Origin of the sequence: Opitutus terrae PB90-1, from assembly GCF_000019965.1 — a bacterium.
Taxonomy (GTDB): Bacteria; Verrucomicrobiota; Verrucomicrobiia; order Opitutales; family Opitutaceae; genus Opitutus; species Opitutus terrae.
Genome location: NC_010571.1, coordinates 4,432,956 through 4,449,557, shown reverse-complemented (window position 1 = coordinate 4,449,557; position 16,602 = coordinate 4,432,956). Strand labels below are relative to the sequence as shown.

33 protein-coding genes are annotated in these 16,602 nt (G+C 65.9%); 26 read left to right on the top strand and 7 right to left on the bottom strand.

Annotated features, from left to right (window positions below):
- Positions 1-11: 11 nt before the first annotated feature.
- From OTER_RS17245 to OTER_RS17225, 6 genes are all read right to left on the bottom strand, one after another.
- Positions 12-614 carry a hypothetical protein gene (locus tag OTER_RS17245; RefSeq protein ID WP_012376217.1) on the bottom strand — a complete coding sequence of 201 codons (603 nt, stop codon included), beginning with the start codon at positions 612-614 and terminating at the stop codon, positions 12-14.
- Between the two features lie 29 nt (positions 615-643).
- Complete coding sequence (locus tag OTER_RS17240; protein ID WP_012376216.1) at positions 644-1,309, bottom strand: hypothetical protein; 666 nt, start codon at positions 1,307-1,309, stop codon at positions 644-646.
- A gap of 88 nt (positions 1,310-1,397) precedes the next feature.
- Positions 1,398-1,853, bottom strand: coding sequence for a hypothetical protein (locus OTER_RS17235; protein ID WP_012376215.1), 456 nt, complete (start codon positions 1,851-1,853; stop codon positions 1,398-1,400).
- 7 nt (positions 1,854-1,860) lie between these two features.
- On the bottom strand, positions 1,861-2,163 hold the full coding sequence (locus OTER_RS17230) for a hypothetical protein (RefSeq protein WP_012376214.1): 303 nt from the start codon (positions 2,161-2,163) through the stop codon (positions 1,861-1,863).
- Positions 2,164-2,191: 28 nt separating this feature from the next.
- Positions 2,192-2,368: a hypothetical protein gene (locus OTER_RS26270; protein ID WP_158305468.1), complete on the bottom strand. Its 177-nt coding sequence runs from the start codon at positions 2,366-2,368 to the stop codon at positions 2,192-2,194.
- 412 nt (positions 2,369-2,780) lie between these two features.
- Positions 2,781-3,371: a helix-turn-helix transcriptional regulator gene (locus tag OTER_RS17225; protein ID WP_012376212.1), complete on the bottom strand. Its 591-nt coding sequence runs from the start codon at positions 3,369-3,371 to the stop codon at positions 2,781-2,783.
- 174 nt (positions 3,372-3,545) lie between these two features.
- On the opposite strand from OTER_RS17225, the gene OTER_RS17215 reads away from it, so the two are divergent.
- Positions 3,546-3,794 carry a hypothetical protein gene (locus OTER_RS17215; RefSeq protein WP_148218162.1) on the top strand — a complete coding sequence of 83 codons (249 nt, stop codon included), beginning with the start codon at positions 3,546-3,548 and terminating at the stop codon, positions 3,792-3,794.
- 44 nt (positions 3,795-3,838) lie between these two features.
- Here OTER_RS17215 and OTER_RS17210 read toward each other — a convergent pair whose 3' ends face one another.
- Positions 3,839-4,282 (bottom strand): hypothetical protein, encoded by a 444-nt coding sequence (locus tag OTER_RS17210; protein WP_012376209.1) that lies wholly within the window; start codon positions 4,280-4,282, stop codon positions 3,839-3,841.
- 48 nt (positions 4,283-4,330) lie between these two features.
- Between OTER_RS17210 and OTER_RS17205 the strand changes: the two genes are divergently transcribed.
- The 25 genes from OTER_RS17205 (at position 4,331) to OTER_RS17100 (ending at position 16,008) form a co-directional block, all read left to right on the top strand.
- A complete protein-coding gene (locus OTER_RS17205; RefSeq protein ID WP_012376208.1) occupies positions 4,331-4,711 on the top strand; it encodes a hypothetical protein in 381 nt (126 codons plus the stop codon).
- Between the two features lie 29 nt (positions 4,712-4,740).
- Positions 4,741-5,244: a hypothetical protein gene (locus OTER_RS17200; protein ID WP_012376207.1), complete on the top strand. Its 504-nt coding sequence runs from the start codon at positions 4,741-4,743 to the stop codon at positions 5,242-5,244.
- Between the two features lie 37 nt (positions 5,245-5,281).
- Positions 5,282-5,548, top strand: a complete 267-nt coding sequence (locus tag OTER_RS17195) for a hypothetical protein (RefSeq protein WP_012376206.1) — start codon at positions 5,282-5,284, stop codon at positions 5,546-5,548.
- Positions 5,545-5,685, top strand: coding sequence for a hypothetical protein (locus OTER_RS26690; RefSeq protein ID WP_012376205.1), 141 nt, complete (start codon positions 5,545-5,547; stop codon positions 5,683-5,685). Before OTER_RS17195 ends, OTER_RS26690 begins: the two co-directional genes overlap by 4 nt.
- 3 nt (positions 5,686-5,688) lie before the next feature.
- Positions 5,689-5,922, top strand: a complete 234-nt coding sequence (locus tag OTER_RS17190; protein WP_012376204.1) for a hypothetical protein — start codon at positions 5,689-5,691, stop codon at positions 5,920-5,922.
- Positions 5,922-6,131 (top strand): hypothetical protein, encoded by a 210-nt coding sequence (locus tag OTER_RS17185; protein ID WP_012376203.1) that lies wholly within the window; start codon positions 5,922-5,924, stop codon positions 6,129-6,131. The genes OTER_RS17190 and OTER_RS17185 overlap by 1 nt, the downstream gene beginning before the upstream one ends.
- On the top strand, positions 6,128-6,811 hold the full coding sequence (locus OTER_RS17180; protein WP_012376202.1) for a hypothetical protein: 684 nt from the start codon (positions 6,128-6,130) through the stop codon (positions 6,809-6,811). Before OTER_RS17185 ends, OTER_RS17180 begins: the two co-directional genes overlap by 4 nt.
- A gap of 256 nt (positions 6,812-7,067) precedes the next feature.
- The gene (locus tag OTER_RS17175) at positions 7,068-9,155 is read left to right on the top strand and encodes a hypothetical protein (RefSeq protein WP_012376201.1); all 2,088 of its coding nucleotides are present in this window, start codon (positions 7,068-7,070) and stop codon (positions 9,153-9,155) included.
- 99 nt (positions 9,156-9,254) lie between these two features.
- Positions 9,255-10,463: an ATP-binding protein gene (locus OTER_RS17170; RefSeq protein ID WP_012376200.1), complete on the top strand. Its 1,209-nt coding sequence runs from the start codon at positions 9,255-9,257 to the stop codon at positions 10,461-10,463.
- Positions 10,460-10,669: a hypothetical protein gene (locus OTER_RS17165; RefSeq protein ID WP_012376199.1), complete on the top strand. Its 210-nt coding sequence runs from the start codon at positions 10,460-10,462 to the stop codon at positions 10,667-10,669. Before OTER_RS17170 ends, OTER_RS17165 begins: the two co-directional genes overlap by 4 nt.
- Entirely contained in the window at positions 10,666-10,917 is a 252-nt protein-coding gene (locus OTER_RS17160; protein ID WP_012376198.1) for a hypothetical protein, read from the top strand. The genes OTER_RS17165 and OTER_RS17160 overlap by 4 nt, the downstream gene beginning before the upstream one ends.
- Complete coding sequence (locus OTER_RS26265; RefSeq protein WP_158305467.1) at positions 10,914-11,072, top strand: hypothetical protein; 159 nt, start codon at positions 10,914-10,916, stop codon at positions 11,070-11,072. The genes OTER_RS17160 and OTER_RS26265 overlap by 4 nt, the downstream gene beginning before the upstream one ends.
- Positions 11,069-11,338, top strand: a complete 270-nt coding sequence (locus OTER_RS17155; protein ID WP_012376197.1) for a hypothetical protein — start codon at positions 11,069-11,071, stop codon at positions 11,336-11,338. The genes OTER_RS26265 and OTER_RS17155 overlap by 4 nt, the downstream gene beginning before the upstream one ends.
- Positions 11,339-11,357: 19 nt before the next feature.
- The gene (locus OTER_RS17150) at positions 11,358-11,657 is read left to right on the top strand and encodes a hypothetical protein (protein ID WP_012376196.1); all 300 of its coding nucleotides are present in this window, start codon (positions 11,358-11,360) and stop codon (positions 11,655-11,657) included.
- 48 nt (positions 11,658-11,705) lie between these two features.
- Positions 11,706-12,248, top strand: coding sequence for a host-nuclease inhibitor Gam family protein (locus OTER_RS24350; protein WP_012376195.1), 543 nt, complete (start codon positions 11,706-11,708; stop codon positions 12,246-12,248).
- A gap of 38 nt (positions 12,249-12,286) precedes the next feature.
- Positions 12,287-12,457 (top strand): hypothetical protein, encoded by a 171-nt coding sequence (locus tag OTER_RS26260; RefSeq protein ID WP_012376194.1) that lies wholly within the window; start codon positions 12,287-12,289, stop codon positions 12,455-12,457.
- Positions 12,454-12,759, top strand: a complete 306-nt coding sequence (locus OTER_RS17140; protein ID WP_012376193.1) for a hypothetical protein — start codon at positions 12,454-12,456, stop codon at positions 12,757-12,759. Before OTER_RS26260 ends, OTER_RS17140 begins: the two co-directional genes overlap by 4 nt.
- The gene (locus OTER_RS17135) at positions 12,756-13,139 is read left to right on the top strand and encodes a hypothetical protein (RefSeq protein ID WP_012376192.1); all 384 of its coding nucleotides are present in this window, start codon (positions 12,756-12,758) and stop codon (positions 13,137-13,139) included. Before OTER_RS17140 ends, OTER_RS17135 begins: the two co-directional genes overlap by 4 nt.
- Positions 13,136-13,426, top strand: coding sequence for a hypothetical protein (locus OTER_RS17130; protein WP_012376191.1), 291 nt, complete (start codon positions 13,136-13,138; stop codon positions 13,424-13,426). The genes OTER_RS17135 and OTER_RS17130 overlap by 4 nt, the downstream gene beginning before the upstream one ends.
- Positions 13,423-13,728, top strand: a complete 306-nt coding sequence (locus OTER_RS17125) for a hypothetical protein (RefSeq protein WP_044891844.1) — start codon at positions 13,423-13,425, stop codon at positions 13,726-13,728. Before OTER_RS17130 ends, OTER_RS17125 begins: the two co-directional genes overlap by 4 nt.
- Complete coding sequence (locus OTER_RS17120) at positions 13,725-14,354, top strand: HNH endonuclease signature motif containing protein (protein WP_044891843.1); 630 nt, start codon at positions 13,725-13,727, stop codon at positions 14,352-14,354. Before OTER_RS17125 ends, OTER_RS17120 begins: the two co-directional genes overlap by 4 nt.
- A complete protein-coding gene (locus OTER_RS17115; RefSeq protein ID WP_148218160.1) occupies positions 14,351-14,632 on the top strand; it encodes a hypothetical protein in 282 nt (93 codons plus the stop codon). Before OTER_RS17120 ends, OTER_RS17115 begins: the two co-directional genes overlap by 4 nt.
- A gap of 1 nt (position 14,633) precedes the next feature.
- Positions 14,634-15,260 carry a hypothetical protein gene (locus OTER_RS17110; protein WP_012376187.1) on the top strand — a complete coding sequence of 209 codons (627 nt, stop codon included), beginning with the start codon at positions 14,634-14,636 and terminating at the stop codon, positions 15,258-15,260.
- Positions 15,260-15,550 carry a hypothetical protein gene (locus OTER_RS17105; RefSeq protein ID WP_012376186.1) on the top strand — a complete coding sequence of 97 codons (291 nt, stop codon included), beginning with the start codon at positions 15,260-15,262 and terminating at the stop codon, positions 15,548-15,550. Before OTER_RS17110 ends, OTER_RS17105 begins: the two co-directional genes overlap by 1 nt.
- Positions 15,547-16,008, top strand: coding sequence for a hypothetical protein (locus OTER_RS17100; RefSeq protein WP_012376185.1), 462 nt, complete (start codon positions 15,547-15,549; stop codon positions 16,006-16,008). The genes OTER_RS17105 and OTER_RS17100 overlap by 4 nt, the downstream gene beginning before the upstream one ends.
- The last annotated feature ends 594 nt before the right edge of the window (positions 16,009-16,602 follow it).

Here is a 16,602-nt window from a genome sequence, read left to right as displayed (position 1 = left end):
GCGCGATTGCTTCAGGTTTTCAGTGCAGTCGCGGTGAGATCGGCGTGGCTGGGCTTCGCCGGCGTCATGTAGCGATCGAGCAGGAAATTCACGGCGGCTTGCACGCCGTCCTGCCGCTGCTGCTCGGCGAGCGTCTTGGTGAGATAGGCGTCGAGCTTCGCGCCGCCCTCGGTCTGATCGAGGATGTCCCGGAACGTATCCACGCCACGGACGAGCGACGCGTTCACCTTTTCCGAAGTCTTCTTTTTCTTCGTCAACCAGACCGCCGCGATGCCGAGTAGCCCGTTGAGCGCGTAGCTGGCGACGTCGGCGAACGGGATGGGCAGGTATTTGACTGCCGAGACGACCGCCTTGGCCGTGGCGGTGGGGGCGACGACCTGCTGCGTGACGGGTGTGCCAGCTGGGATGATCTTCGCCGGGTCGACGACGCCGCGCATTTCCGGGGTGACCACGATCAACGAACCATCAGGCGCCTGGATGCTGTCTTGCTGGACGACGCCCGCCTGCACGGTGGAGGTCTCGAAGACCAGGCCTTTGGCTGCATCTTTGTCGCAACCGGAGAACACACAGAGAGCGCAAAGGCTCACGCAGAGAAGCAGGAGTTTCGTTTTCATGCTCGGGATGTTTTGGTGGAACAAAGGGGTCAGCGGAGCTTGCCGTTGGGCTTGAGGACCGGCGCAGCGGGGTCGCTCGCGTAGAGGTCGAACATCGTGCGCAGCCAGGACGCGCGGCAGCCGAGTTTTTCGGCGATCGCGAAGACGGTCACCTGTTCCGGCGAACTGATGAAGAGTTCCCAGGCGGCGCGCAGCGCGCGCTCGCGGGCGATGTAGTCTCGCTTTTCCGGCAGCGGCTCGAGGGAGACGAGAGCGTGGTTGAGAAAGGAGAATGTGATCGGCGCCCGATCTGAATCCTCTGCTTTCGCTGCGTCCTCCTGCGCAGGCGCATCCGGGGTGAACGCGCGCTGAGCTGCGACCGATGCCGTGGGTTCGCGCAGCGCTTGCAGTTCAGCGCGCGATTCGGCCGCGTCCTGCTCGAGCTCGCGGCGGAGCTGCTCCTGGCGCTCGCGCAGCTCCTTCGCGACCATCACCGCGCCGAGCGGGCGGCCGTTGGCATCGCGCTCACCGCGGCACTTCCCGACGAACAAGCCGGTGGGCAGCAGGATTTCGACGATGCCGTGGGTCGTGGAGCAGTGCAGCGCCGTGCGGGCCGAGGTGGAGGTCACATCGAGACCGCGGACCTCGTAGATCGCAATCGTGTCGGTGCAACGGATGCGTGAGGATGGGGCTGGACTTGCGTGGGTCGCCGGCATTTCTGTGCCGGCGAGTATCCGAAAAAAAAGGCCCGCCGTCTAAGGAACGGCGGGCATCGCGGGAACGGCGGCAGATATTTTTACCGGATCAGCGTGAGTCGACGGCTTCGACTAGCTGCGCGAGTGCGCGATCAACCGCCTCGCGCGTGCTGCTCTCGTAGCTCCAGCGCCTCTCACTCCGCGCCGCTACGGTGATAGGACGCTCCAGGCCGGCGCCGCGGAGCACAACCGAAAGCGTGAACGAAGTAACCCCGCCGCCTTCCTGCCGGATTCCCGCGGCCACGAAGTCGAGCGTCAGCGGCGCATCCTCGTTGCCGGTGAATCGTTCTGCCAGGAGCGGGCCGATGTCATAACGCGTTTTCGCCGGCGGTGTGGAGGCCAGCACATCGAGAGCGAGCAGTCTGGGCGCGAGCCGGACATGTGAGAGCTGCGCAGGCACACCAAGCGGCGGCGCCGGATTCTTCACGTCGCGCAAATCCCACTCGATCGGCACGCATCCGGCGAGTGCGAGCCCGAAGAGCGAAGCGAGAACCTTGGCTTTCATCGAGAGATCAGTTGATGCCTGGAATCCGTTCGGCCCCTGGTCCGCCCACGGCGGCTGCGTGGCGCTCGGCGCGGCGGCTCTCCGCCTCTTCGCGGAGCACATCGGTGTTGTGAGCGATCCGGCCGATGAGGCTGTACGCCTGACCGAGGCCCGCTGCGAGCACGGTTGCTCCGAAGCCGTATCCACCAATCAAGAGCCAGACCACCGGATCCGCCTTGCGTGCAGAGATGAGCAAACCGGTGGTGACGATCGCGGCGAGCCACGCGACGAAGTAATAGACGCTCGCCAATATCGGGCGACGATAGGTCATGGGGTTGGCGGGGTTGAAGCTGGCGCACCTACAGCCGCGGCTTCACGGAACCGCGGCGAGGCAAGAGGGTGAGTGTCGGCTCGGGCGATCGCAGCTCGCGCGCGAGCAGCGCCTCGACGAGCGCGTTCGGCGTCAGACCGGCATCGCGCGCCAGCCGCAGCAGCATCGCGCGCATGCCGCGACGCCACGAGCAGGGCAGATTCACCCGCGCCAAGCTTGGGGGCGAAGCCTCGGCTGCGATCACGCATGGTGCCTGTGCATGGTTCCACACAATGGCCGCGATCAGACCACTCACGGTGACTCCCAATTGGCTGGCGCGCTCCGGGATGCGTTCCGCGATGCTCGGTAGCACTCGCAGTGAGTTCTTGCGCGTGGACACGCGACGACGGAACTGCGCCCAGCAGCGGTAAACAATCGCGCTTCAGCGGGACATTGTCCCGCCGATAGAAACCGTCAGAGGGCCCTTTCTCGTCTGCTATCATCAACGCGTATGTTCCGCGATCAGCCCGCCCGTGATATCGCCTGCCAAGATTGCCCCATCCTGGAGGCGCTCATCGCCGCCGTGGAGGACCGACGCGCTCTGATGGAGCGACTGGAGCAATTTGAGAAGCAGGCGCTCATCCAGTCTTTTCTTTCTCAGGGGACATCTGTTCCGCGAGAAGTCTAGCAGCCTCTTCAAAGGCTTTTCTGCGACCAGCGTTGATCGCTGTCTGCACCGCTCCATTGGCGGTCCCTTCCACTTCCATCTGCCGCTTCAATTGTTCGATCTCGTCGATGGGAAAACGCCGGTGAAGCTCGACCCAGATACTACCGAGCATTCCAGGTATGCTCTGGGCCGCCGCGAGGTAATCGACCATGTATCGCAGACACTGAGCGGCGGTCGGCGCGGTGTGAGCCTCTGTCGTGTCTGTATGGTATTCTGCAGCGGGCTCCTCCACCTTGCCGCCTAAGTCAGCATGCCGCGATGTTGCCTCAGTCAGCATGCGGCGCATCTGCAGCTCGAGACGAGGAGACGGTGTCTTCAGGCCAGCCTCGATTTGCGAGATGTAGTTTCTCGAGACGAGCAACGCTGCCGCCAGCTCCGCCTGGGTCTTCCCGCCCAGCGCCTTTCTGAGCGATTTTGAGAGGTCAGCAGACTTGCTTACTTTTCCCACTTTTGGATTTGACGCGTGCTTACTTTGGTCAACACTAGTTGACCAAGTGAGCATGACCTTGGATCAAACACAAGATTTTCCGCTGTGGGTGCGCACGCGGCTTTGGCAGCGGAGGATGACAGTCGCCAAGCTGGCGAAGAAAATCCGGCGGCACCGGACCACGGTCAGCACCGCGATACACAACGATCGGTTCCCGCGCGCCCGCGAGGCGATCAGAAAGGCGCTCCAGTGAGATCGCCGGCCAGCGAGTTCCTCAGTGGATACGTGATGGACAAGGCGGCCGACGAGCCGGTCCACGTGCGGCTGCGCCTATACCGCGCACTGGCTACCACATTGCCGGCGCGCTCCGCGCGCTTCGCTGAGCTCACCAAGCTCGCCGACGAACTCGAGTCGATCGAGACGCGCTCGCGCCAGCTCCGGCTCGATCTCGGAGAGGAAGGCCATTCGACGGGCTCAGGCCAGGGAGGCGAGCGATGAAGCGCATCGACTTCCCTGGCTTCTACGTCCTCGCCTACGACGACTCACTCGACGCGCGTCTTTCGCCGAGCGAGGAGGCTGCGCAGGTAGGGACTCGTGGCAGTGACAGTGCAGCCGCAGGCGGTGCGCGCAAAGGCGCGATCCCCGCGCTCGAGCAACTGCTGGTCCTGCTCGGCCCCCGGTTTTGCCCGAAAGCTTACGGAGTCGCGTGGTTCGAGCCGATGCGGACAGCGGGCGTTCGGATCGATCGGCAGAAACTGCCACTCCAGCTTCTTGTCGCCGCGGAGTTTGATGCCCACGGCCACGATCGTCACCGCATACTCGCTGCGGTTTACCACGTCGATACAGAGCCCGTGGTTCCGGAGACTGTCGACCCAGCCTTGCGGCCGGACACGCAGCTTGATGCGGGCGCGATCGATCTCGCGCCAGAGGTTGCTCAGGCCCAGCGCGGCGCCGAGCAACGCGATGCCCAGGGTAATGGCGTCCATTCCGCCGAGTCTGCACGCCCGGTATCCGACTCTCAACCTTAGACTCCCATGCCTGTCCTCGATGCCAAAGTCCGCCAAGCCGCCGCTGCCGCTACGCTGCAGTTCGACTGGCTGCTGCCGGACAAGCCGTTTCTCCGCGTCGCGGAAATCGCCGCGCGCACGGGGCTGGGCACGACGTTCATCGAGGAGGCTTTTGGCGCGGCGGGGAAATGCCATCGTTACAACGGCGGCGACGGCAAGCGCGACACGCTGCGGATCCCGCGGGCGTTCGCGATCGAGCTGCTCGTGCGCAGCGCGAAATACGACGCAGAGACCAAGGTCCAGGCGGTCGAGAGCCTCGCCCGCGAGTTTGCGCCCGACGAGGCGCTGCGGATCTCGGCCGCCTTCCAGCGCCAGGCGTTCCGCGGCCAGAGCCAGAGAGCTTCGTGACAGAGAGGAATACCACAAGAAACACGAAAATGAATACACCGGTCCAGAACACAGCAGTCCAGCCCGTCGAGAGCTTCGACCCCGAGAAGGCCGAGCGCACGATCATTGACCGCGCCGAGTTCGCGCGGCTCATCCGCAAGCATCGCGGCATCGTCGTCTATGTTTTCCCCAGCAATCGCGACTCGCGGGTGCTGCGCAATCTGAACAGTTGTTTCAGCCTTCGCGTCTCCGCCAAGCAGGCGCTCGAGAAGCTGGAGGGCGGCTCCCTCGACGCGTTCACGTGGTCGCTCTCCAAATACGGGCTGGAGGTAGAGACCGACGTTGCGCCGCTGTGGCTGCAACGGCGTCGGCGTCGCGAGCGCGTGGTGGAAGAGATCGCGTCGCATGAGGCGCGACTCGCGAAGCCGGTGCGCATCGGTGACGACTGGGACACGCGAACGCGGGCCTCGCATGAGGCCCTGCTCGCAGGCCGGCGCGCTGAGCTCGCCGAGCTCAACGCCGCGCCGAGCCCAAAACCCCAGGTCGCCGCCTGATCGGCCCTCAACACTCAACTCTCAGCTCGCCCGCCTCATGACCGTCCTCCGTCCCCGCGAGATCCCGCAGCAGCTCGGCATGATCGCCGCGCGCGTGCTCGTGCCCGAGCTGCCGATCGAGATCCACTACGCCGCCGCGCGGCCGGGCCTGCCGATCTGGAGGATCACCGTCTGGCAGGACGGCCGCGCTTGGTTCGCGTTGTGGCAGAGCGAGGTGCTGCTCAAGCCCGAGGGCTTCGCATTCGTGCGGCGCGCCCATCCCGACCGCTGGGTGGAGGTCACCCAACCGCAACCGACGCCATGACGAAGCGCGAACTACTCCAGCGCATGCTCCCGCCGTGCATGGACGTCGGTGGCAACGACGCGGTCGTCGAGCTGTGGATCATCACCGGGCTCTCCCGCGGCTGCTCCCGATGGGACGGCCCGTATTGGAGGAACTGAGCCATGGACGCACCGCTTGCCCGACCATCGGCCATCGAGATCCGGATCGCGAACGTCGATCTGCCGACGAAACTCGATGCGCTCGGCGCGGCCCTGGCCGCGATCCGCGAGGCGCACCGCGACGACATGTCGGTGCAGTCGTGGGCCGCGCTGCACCGCGCCCAGGAGGCGATCGCCGAGGCGATCATCTACGCGAACGTCCGCAAACCGGTGCACACCTTGCCGGCGATCGAGTGATGAAATCCTACGACCATCTCGCGCCGCTGATCGACCAGGAGAACTCCGCCTTCGAGGAGTTCTACGCGGACATGGTCACAAAGATCCCTGCGCTGCGCGGCAAGGGTGCGATCACCGTGCCTCCAGCCGGGTTTAAGCGCGCGTTAAAGGCCGCCTACCTCGCCGGCGATCACGACGCGATCCAGCGCCTCATCAACTCTCCCGAATGAAAAACCTTCCCGCAATCCGCGACTTGGACGCGCGCGTGCAGCGAATCCTGCACCAGCACACGACGATCATGACCTCGGCTGCGCAGATGGCCGCCGCAGCGGTCATTGCAGGGCTCGAGCTGAAGGCGCTAAAGAAGGAGTGCGGCCACGGCAACTGGGAGGAGTTTTTCGCGAGCGCGCTCCAGCAGCATGGGCTGAAACTGCGCACCGCGCAGAACTACATGGCCCTCGCCGACGGGCTGAAGAGCAAGGCATTAAAAACGCAACCAGATGCGTTTTTGAAGCTCCTGGATTCGGCACCTTCGGAGCTCAGCAAGGCGGATCAGCAGAAGCTCACCAAGGCAGTCGGCAAGGTGACGGACGGCAAGGCACTCTCCGAGCTCTACCAGGATTTCGGCATCGTGAAGAAGCCGCAGGGCTCCGGAGCGAAAGGCGGCAACACGCGCGGCAAGGGCGGCACGGATACGGGTGACGACGCGGACGCGCCCGCGCCCAAGCCCGAGGATGCCGGCTGGCACGAGATCACGAAGCTGCTCAATAACCTGCTGGTCGAGCACCTGGAGCCCGACAACCACTTCTGGAACCAGTGCACCGAAGCCCGCCGCCGCGAGCTGCACGGCAACCTGGTCGACGCCTGCGAAGCCGTCGGCGCCACCCTCAAAAAGGAGAACCGCGCATGATCTCCGACGAAACCATCTGTTTTTGGCACTCCCTCGTTGCACGTTTCCACACCGGCCGCGTTGCGCACCGATTCCTCGTCTATTGGTGGCGCCGTGGAGATGCCATTCCTGGCCTCCCAGCGCCGAGCAAGCCCACGCAGCCGCTTCCGCGAGGCCTGAGCTACAGCGCGCTGATGCGCCTCCGCCCGAGGCACGAGACACGTGTTCTTCGCGCGCGTCCCGCTCAGCCCTCAACTCCAACCTCTCAACTTTCCGCATGATGACTCTCTCCATCGTCGAAGGCAGTATCTCGCCCGCGCGGGTCTCCGATCGCGAACGTGAGATGCTCGCCTCGCCCGAATATGGCGCGCTGCCGGACCACGAGAAGCCGCACCTGCGCGCGCGGCTGCAGGCGATGGAGCGCATCGACGCCGCCCGCACCGCGGCCGCCGGCGTGCGCGCCGAGACGCACCGGCTGCACGCCGGCGAGCGGCTCAGCCAGCACACGCTGCGCAAGTGCTATTTCGAACGCTGGGTCGCGCACGGCCGCGACTGGCGCATGCTCGTGAACCGTTCTCGCGCGCCGCTTGAGGACCGCGAGGCGCTGGCACCCGAGACGGTGCTGCACTGGCACGAGCTGTTCTTCCGCTTCAGCGGCCGCGGCAAGGCCGCGTATCGCGAGCTGCAGCGCGAGTGGAGCAACGGCAAACCCATCCCTGGTCTGCCTGATCGCAATCGCCCCGCCGACATGCCGCGGCGGCTGAGCTACGCGACGCTGATGCGCGAGAAATACAAGCCCGCCGCGATCGTGAAGCGCGTGGCGCGCATCGGACTCACGGCTGCGCAGGATCTGCTGCCGTCGGTGCTGCAGACGCGCGTGGGCCTGGCGCCCGGCTCGATCCTCCAATTCGACGACGTGTGGCATGATCTCGAGTGCAGCGTGCCAGGCCAGCGCGGCATGCGCCGCGTGCTGCAGTTCGACGCGCTCGAGCTGCTTTCGGGTTTCCAGCTCGGCCGCGGCATGAAGCCCGAGCTCCTCAACGACAAGACGGGCCGCATGGAGCGGCTGAAGGAGCGCGAAATGCTGTTCCTCCTAGCGCACGTGCTCGGAAATCGTGGATACAATCCCGACGGCTGCCGGCTCGTGATGGAGCTCAGCACGGCGACCGTGCCGGAGCGCGTGATGCGGCTGCTGCACGATTTCTCCGGCGGCAAGTTGCGCGTCGAGAAGGGTACGACGTCGGGCTCGCCTCTCGCCGAGGGTCTCTACGCAGGCCGCAGCAAGGGCAACTTCCGGATCAAGGCGGCGCTCGAATCGCTGCGCAACCTGATCCACAACGAGACCGGCGACCGGCTGCTACTGCCCGCGCAGACCGGCAACATCGGTCGAGTCAACCAGCCCGACGAGCTGCACGGCCGCGAACGTCACCTCGACCAGCTGCAGCGCGCGGCGCTGCTCGTGCCCGCGCCGCTGCGCGAGCTCGTGACCGCCAACATCACGCCGCCGTTCGCCCAGGTCGTCGAGCTCGTCGACCTCATCCAGGAGCGGATGAACGATCGCACGGAGCACGAGCTCGAGGGCTGGGAAGAGTGCGGCTTCATGGCGCCGCTCTTCCGGCTGGCGCCGCACGAGGACTGGCGCCGGCAGACCGAGCTGGCGGGCTACGCGCCCGGCGTGCGCACGGCGATCGAGCAGGCGCTGCGCGCCGATCCACGGCTCGTGACCTGCCGGCGGATGAGCCCGCGCGAGGTCTACCAGGAGCGCGTGATGCCGCACCTCACCCGGCTGCCCGCGCACCTGGTGCCGGCGCTGCTCGGCATGGACTGCGCGGAGGAACGCCGCGTGGCGAAGGACGGGCGGATCCACTTTGCCGATCCCGACGTCGGGCCCGGCGAGCATCATTTCGAGGGAGTGGCGATCGATGAGGAGGGCAACACCACCGTGCTGCCCGACGGCGAATGCTACGCGACGTTCGTGTCGATGCTCGACCCCGAGCGGATGCACGTGTGCGACGCGAAAGGCCGCTATCTTGGCTACGCGCCGCGCACGCTCGTGCCGACGCGGGGCGACGCCGAGGCGTTCGCGAAAGCCTGCGGCCAGCGCACGAAGTCCGCGCGCGAGCGGCTCGTGCCGGTGCTGCGCGCCGCGGCCCCGCTGATGCGCCGCGACGCCGAGGCCGCCGAGCAGGCGACCGACCTGCTCGCGCAGCTCGGCGAGCAGGCGCAGAGCGGTCGTACCACGCCCGAACAGCGCGCCCGCCAGAAGCGCCGCGCCCAGGTCGACAGCGCGATCGCCGGAGCCTCGCGCACCGCCGACACCGTCCAGCCAGGAGGCTCGCTCTACGACAGCGACGACGAGCCTTAACCCAAGCTTAAGCGGCCGTGGAGCGCGGTTACGACGCGCCCCACGACCTAGTCCAGAACACCCGAGGTCCAGTTAACCACGAAGTCAGGAGGTCCAGACATGTCCAACATCCAAACCGCTGAGCGCACGAACGGCAATCTCGCCGTGACGGTCGCCGGCTCGACCGGCGCGATCGTGCCGACGAATAAACACCTCGCCGATCGCGCGATCATCCGCGGCGACGTCAATGCCGCCATCGAGCGCTTCGCTCATTATCCGGACGCCGTGCGCGAAGGCGCGTTGTGGCTCCGGCTCTTCACGCAACAGAAGCTCAACGGCGAACACGCGCTGCTGTGGAAGCTCGCCTGCGCGCTCGGGCTGCGAGACGCATCGGGCAACAACCCGAGCGACCAGTATTGGTACCAGGTCGTGACCGGACGCTATTTCAAGCCGGGCGGCGACGCCAAACGCCTCAAGGTCTACATCGACGCCATCCGGGCCCACGCCTTGCGCCAGGAGAGGGCCGGGATGATCGGGTTCGTGGAGACGGATAACTGGACGCTGTTCCGCGACTACGTGGATTCGCGCCGCACGTTTTCCTCGAGCTGCCGCGTCGGCGCGGTCGAGGGCCTGAGCGGGGCGCAGAAGACATCATGCCGGAAGCAATACACGGCGCTCAACAATCACCGCGAGACGGTGGGTTTCGAGGCGCCGGCGCGCGCCACCCGCGCGCGTGTGGTGCAGAAGCTCGCCGAGCTCTACCAAGTGGCCGAGTCGAAGAACGTCGGAGGCAAGGAGGTGGAGATTGAGCGCTTCCTCAAGAGTGCGGTCACGATCGAGGTGGGCGAGGCCAAGCCGCGCTGCATCATCATCGACAACGTGCAGCGGCTGTTCCGGCCGAATGTGCAGCCCGATCAGCAGCCGGTGTTCAACTACCTCCACGAGTTGCAGGACGACATCGGGTTCTGCCTCATCCTGATGTGGGTGCCGTCGTTCACTCGTGTCATCACCAGCAACGATCCGTACTGGGCGCAGTGGGTCGGCCGCATCGGCGGGCCTGACGAGATCCTCCGCCTCGACCAGAAACTCCCCCGGAAGGATCTGCTGAAATTCGCCCGCGAGTTCCGGGTCGTCAACGATCCCGAGGCATATCCGCTGCTCAAGAAGTGGAACGCCACGCCCTGGGGCTGCCGCGTGCCCGTGCAGAAGCTCGAGAAGGCGCGCAAGCTGGCGAACGCCGAGAGCTCCGACGAGATCAGCGTCGATCACCTGCGGCGGGTCGACAGCGAGCCGGTGATCCCGCCGGCCGGCGAGGAGGACGAGCAATGATCACGCTCCTCTGCCCTCTGATCGTCACGATTCTCTTCGCATTTCTGGTCGGCGTGCTCGTCGTGCTCGTCGCGCTGCTGCGCCGGCAGCACGACCTCGAGCAGGAGCTCGACCAGGCGAAGCGCTACGAGGCCGAGCTCATCGAGGCGCTCCGCGCTCAACGCGCGGGCGAGACCACCAGCCCCAAACTGCGAGGTGGATCGTGAAAGCCACCCAGCTTCAACTCGTCCGCACGCAGGCGACGCAGGTTATTCATGAGCTTGGAATGCTGATCCACCACTGCGAAGAGGCGAATAAGGCTACGCGTGATCGTCGGGACGTCGCCGAAGAAATGGCGGACGCCGCGGAGACCGCCGGTTGGATGAGGGTCCAGGCCACGCGCCTCGAGAAGTTTGTCACCGACATCAACGACGCCGCGCAGCAGGCGAACATGCCGCAGAAAGGCGGATCGTGAACAAGCACCTCAACCATCGTTTCCCGTTGCCGGTCTCCGGCACGTCCGCGCCGGTGACGCTCTCGCGGCGCGTGCTGTGGTGCGTGGCGGTCGCGCTCGTCGCGGCCGGTTTCGCAATCGGCTGCGTGACGTCAGCCTGGGCCGCGCTGCCATGAGCCTCGACGATCTTCGCAAACTGGCCGACTGGCACGCCGATCAAGCGTCAGCGTGCGAGTTCCTCGCCGAGAATCATGAGCGCTGCGGCAACCAGGCCACCGGCGCATGCATGCGCGAACTCGGTCAGTGGCACGCCTCGACCGCCATCCACGTCCGCGAACTCGCCGACGCGTTCGCGCAACTCTTCACCGCCATTTCGCCGGTCACTCCGGCCACAGGCACCGCGCCCTCCACGGGCACCTTGGACGCGAGCGCCGGCGCGTAATCCGGCGCACCCATATCCCATGAAAACTCCCAAGACCCTAGTGTTCGTCCTCGTCGCTCTCGTCGCCTTCGCGGCGGGACTGCTCGGCTCCACGTTCTCGCCGACCTCCTCTCGTCCGCTGCCACCGCTCAGTTCGGCCGACCGCGAAGCCCTGGTGATCCAGCTCCGTAGCTGGGCAGACAATACCGACTGGTGGGCCGAGATGTATGCCATCACGCCCAACGAGCTGGCCTACTGGCACGGCCAAAAGATCGGCCTGCTGAACGCCGCCGACCTGCTCGAGCGCTACACGCCGCCCGCGCAACCGCAGTCACGCTGACCACCCCTGCGCTCAACCCTCAGCTCTCAACTCTCAACTGATTCGTCCATGACCTCCAATCGCATCAAACTCACCAGCCCGGTAATCTCGACGCGCGCCGAGGCGGAGCGCGTCCTCGGCGACATCGCCGCCAGCACGGCCGCGCTCAACGCCGCCAAGGCCAAGCTCGATCAGCGCCTCACCTCAATCCGCCAGGAGCACGAGGGCACGATCGACCAGCTCGCGAAGCGCATCGAGGCGCTGAGCGGGCTGCTGCAGCAGTGGGCCGAAGCCTCGCCCGAGGAGTTCGGCGGCAAGAAGTCGATCGACTTCATCCACGGGACGCTCGGGTTCCGCACGGGCATGCCGAAGCTCAAGACGCTCGCCGGCTGGACCTGGGACAAGGTGCTCGGCGCGCTCGATGCGGCAAACCACTTCGTGCGCATCAAGCGCGAGGTCGACAAGGAAGGCGTGCTGATGGCCTACGGCCGCGGCGAACTCGACGATGCCGAGCTGCGCGGCGCCGGCATGCGCGTTGTCCAGGACGAGTCGTTCTTCGTCGAGCCCAAGCTCGAGGAGCAGTCCGGCAAGATCGTCACCTCGGCGAACTAACGCCTGCTTCGCTCAACTCTCAACCAGCTCAGCACCCCATGAGCAATCATCGTCATTCCCAGCGCGATCGCGCCTCGCTGCGCGATCAGCGGGATCCCGCCGCGGTCGACTGGTATCTGCAGCAGCGGATCACCGATCTCCTCCGGCTGGGCTTCGCCCGCCGGCGCCAGCGCCACGCGCAACGTCAACCTCACTTCGCCCTCCGATGAAATCGAAGCACCAGGACGAGCATCCGCTGGCCGCGCCGATCACCCTCGTCGGTTACATCGTAACGCAGGGCGGCAAGCCCTGCACGCTCGCCAACGTCACCGGGTCGCACAAGGGCGGCCTGCTGTTGCCCGGCGCGCCCGTGGTGCAGTTTTTGAAGCCGCGCGACGCGAAGCGCGCGATCGCCCGCACCACGCGCGCGGCCGACGCGTTGCGCGGCTCGCTCGTCGACACGTGGGAGCGGCTGCACTCGCTCTTCCACGGCGGGGTGTTTGAGGTGCATCCACTGGGGAGGCAGCTGTGAGCGAGACGCAGCTACGCCTGCCCCTCGACGCGCCGCACGTGGTACCGCTTCTGGTGCACTACCAGACTACGGCGGATCACCTATTGGCCATGCTCGAGGAAGAGATCAAGATCGCGGCCTCTGTCGGCTCCTGCTGGACCTCCGACCTCGACAAGTTGCTCGAGCTCGCGAGCGAAGCGCTCGAAGGTGACTACTGGCGGATCGGCACGTATCGCGACTGTGCCCAGCGACTGCTGCGTCGAGTCGGCAAGGCCGACCTGATCGAGCGCGAGCGCGCGGTCGTTCGGCTGATCGCGCGGCATCTGGACGAACTTGCCGACGCTTGCGACACGCTCCGAGCGCGCCAGGAGTTCGAATACCACCGGAGCATGGCCGCATGAGCTACGATCCCAAGAGTGTCGAGCGCTGCCGGCGTGATCGTCATGACGCCATCGACACGACGGTCGTGACGAACGGTCTGGCAAAGACGGCCCGAATCGATCTCGGGCTGCAGCTACTCCAACTCGCAGCCAAGCCGGGCACGAGTTTCACGCTCCACGAAATTGCCCTCTGGTGTGGCTGCACGCGCGACGCCGTCCTGCTCATCGAGCAAAAGGCGCTGAAGAAGGTTCGCACGCGCATCCGCTTCGGACGGGACTCAAAACTATTCCGGGAGCTCGCCGCATGAGCGCGTGCCGGATTTGCGGCTGCACCGACGACGACTGCACCTGGTGCATGGTGCTGACGGGCGAGCGCTGCTTTTGGGTCGAGCAGGATCTTTGCTCCGCCTGTGCGCCGATGGGTTCGGATGATGAGAGGCGGGCGAAGTATCGATCGCGTGTCGCGTGGGATCTCGGTCACAAGCGCGGCAACAGCATCCCCGGCAAAGCGGAGCTGCTCGGCCACTGTAATGCGATGCTCCGCGTGTGGGCACGGCTCAATTGCCGCCGCGTGCACCCGGAGCGCTACGCCAAGAAGGAGGTCGCGTGATCACCTCGGCAGAGATGGCCAGCAGTGCCGTGCGGTACTTCGAGCGTGCAGCGGGCGATGCGCGCGACGCTGTTGCCGTGCAAGCCCGCACAAAGATAGGGCTCGCGCCAGATCGCGTGCGTGCGCTGCTCGAGGCCAGCAGGCCGCTGACGCCAGAGGAAGCTCGTCGCGCGATGGTTCGCCAGGTCCGGCCGAAGTCGTGCGGCCGCACCGGGCTGCCAAGGTATGCGGTCGAGCTCATGTATGCCGACTACAAGCGGCTGCGGTCGCTCTCGAAAACCGGCCGCCTCCACGCTCGCACGCGCCAGTCGATGTATCAGATCTTCCAGGCGCACGGGCTGCCGCTCTACGAGCGCCGCTTTCAAAGAAAGATCCGCTTCGCCGGTCGCGAGTTCACACCCGGTAAAGATGGCTACTATCGCGCCACCTCGGGCGATCGTCGGCAGCTCCATTACGTGATATGGGAGCGTGCAAACGGTCCGGTGCCCGCGGGCCATCAGGTCACCTTCAAGAACGCGGATAAACGTGACTTCCGGATCGAGAACCTCGCCTGCATGCCGATCCGCGACGTCACGCTATTCCACCACGCGCGGCACACAGCCGCGAAGGATCGCGCCAAGCCATGACGCATACGCCTCGCATGCCCTACGGTTCGGCCAAGACAATCGTCGCAGCGATGGAGCTCGGCGAAGGCCGCACCGTGCGACCGGAACACGTCGTTTCCATGCACAATGCCGCTCGGCGGATGGGCCGGCGCATCATGGCGGTCGCCTTCCACCAGGACGGTGAGCGGATGTACCGGATCATCCGGATCCCCGAAGGACTCCCGTTTACCGCGCATCGGCGGGCGCGGCGGCCGCGACGCGACGAACTCACCGGCCGCTGGCAGCCAGACCCCGTTTGACATGCACCCGCGCGCACGAGTCACCTATTTCCGCGACCTCTGGCCGGCCGCCTGCCGCGCCCAGCGCTGGGATCGCCGCGACGACGACGTGCGACGTGCGGTCGTGCTCGAGTGTATGCGCCAGGTGCGCGGCCCGCAGGTCACGACGAGCAGCCCTCGGTTTGGCGCTGATGAGACCACGGCGCTGTTCACCTACCTGCGCTTTCTCGCGCGCCAGGACTCGCTCGACGCGTCGGCTGCGTGGGATGAGTGCAAGCGCGACTACCGCAGCTTCAACCGCGCTCGCAATGCCGACTTCCACGAGCGCGAAACCTACGGCGCGGCGGGCAGCCGCAAGCTGCAGCGCGATCGCTTCGCGAAGCGCAAGACGGCCGCCGGCGAGCCGCTCGACTCGATCGACCCGGAAGAGACCAGGAAGCGCCACATCACGATGGCCCAGCGGCACAGGGATAAACTCAACCGCGAGAAGCGGGCGCAGGCGCCGCGCACGATGGCCGAGCAGGCCCGCAGCGTGCCACCCCTCGGCGCGATCATCATCCTCCCGCCGCCAGCTGCGCCCGAGCCCGCCGACGAAATCTACCAGGACGCCGAGCCCGCCTACGTGCCGCCCGCCGGGCACCCATTCTGATGCCCGCGATGGTCCAGTATATCGACATGGCCTCGGATCCCGTGCAGAAGGATCACCTCCGGCGCCAATGGTCGGACGCTGTCGAGCGACGGACCATCACGTGCGAATGCGGCCAGATCCGCGCGCTCGAGCTGGCTTACCGCTGCCTCTACTGCGGAGCCTGGTTCTGCGTTCCCTGCGCGGAGTCTCACTTCGGCATGACCCTGCAGCAGTGGAAGCAGAAGAAACGCGCCGAACGTGTCCAAGCGTTCCGCGCCTGGAAAGTGACTCAAACGACCAGCGGCAAATGATCGACGGCACCGCAGAACTCGGTCTGAAGTTGCCCGCGCCGGCCGTCACGCCGGACGAGATCGAGCAGCTCGTCGCCGTGCTCGATCGTGCAGCTAAAGAGCCGACGGTGACGGAGCCCGGTAGGCGGAAGCGGCCGCCCGGCTGGCTGTACGCCGAGGAGATCGCCGAGCGCATGGGTATGCTCGCCGATGAGTCTCTCGACCAGGCGGTGCGCTGGGTGCGCAAGATCGCGAGTGCGGCCGCGCCGGCCGTGGTGAGTTTCCCAGGCTCACCAGGATACAAGCTCTGGCAGCATTGCACGGTTGAAGAGATCGACCACTGCATCGAGGCGTTCGAGAGCCAGGGGCGCGACATGATCAAACGCGCGGTGCTATACCGCCAAGCCTACCATCGCCGTTTCCGCGGCGCGCGCCAGGACTCGACAACGCCCGCCGCCGCGCCGACGCTGGTCCCGTGACCCTCTCGAGCCCCGTTTACCCGGCCATTAAGCCCGCCTTAATCGGCCTCACGGAAGCCTCGAAAACCGTCCCAAAGCTTTGCGAACACCGGCCTGCGCGCCGCCGTTCGTCCCAAACCGCGCCCGGCCGCGCCCACGACCTCAGTCGACCCGGCGCCCGCTCTGAAAATCAGGGTATTTCAGCCCTGCTCAGCGGTTTTCAGCCGTCCCAACCCTAACGCTAAGGATGCGCCCTCCGACCAACCACGGGTTACACGGATCGGATCTGTGTGCATTCGTGTTCATCTGTGGTTCAAGGATTGCTGGCTTGAACTCGGATCGACCTCGGATCGACTCCTGTTCAAACAAGTCCGATCTGGTTTTACAGGAGGCAAACCGAGGACAAACCGAGAGCTGCCCACGGAACATACGGACCTCAAACCACGAGCCGCCCGCGTTACCGAGCGAAGCGACAGCTTGCCATCACGCGAATCGCCGCGGATCGACTCTCAACCCTCAGCTCTCAACTCTCAACTCTCAACGCAGCACCGTCCCCCGTCCCCTGTCCTCCGTAGGCTTGGCGAAGGAGGGACCGTCGACTGTCCACCGTCCACC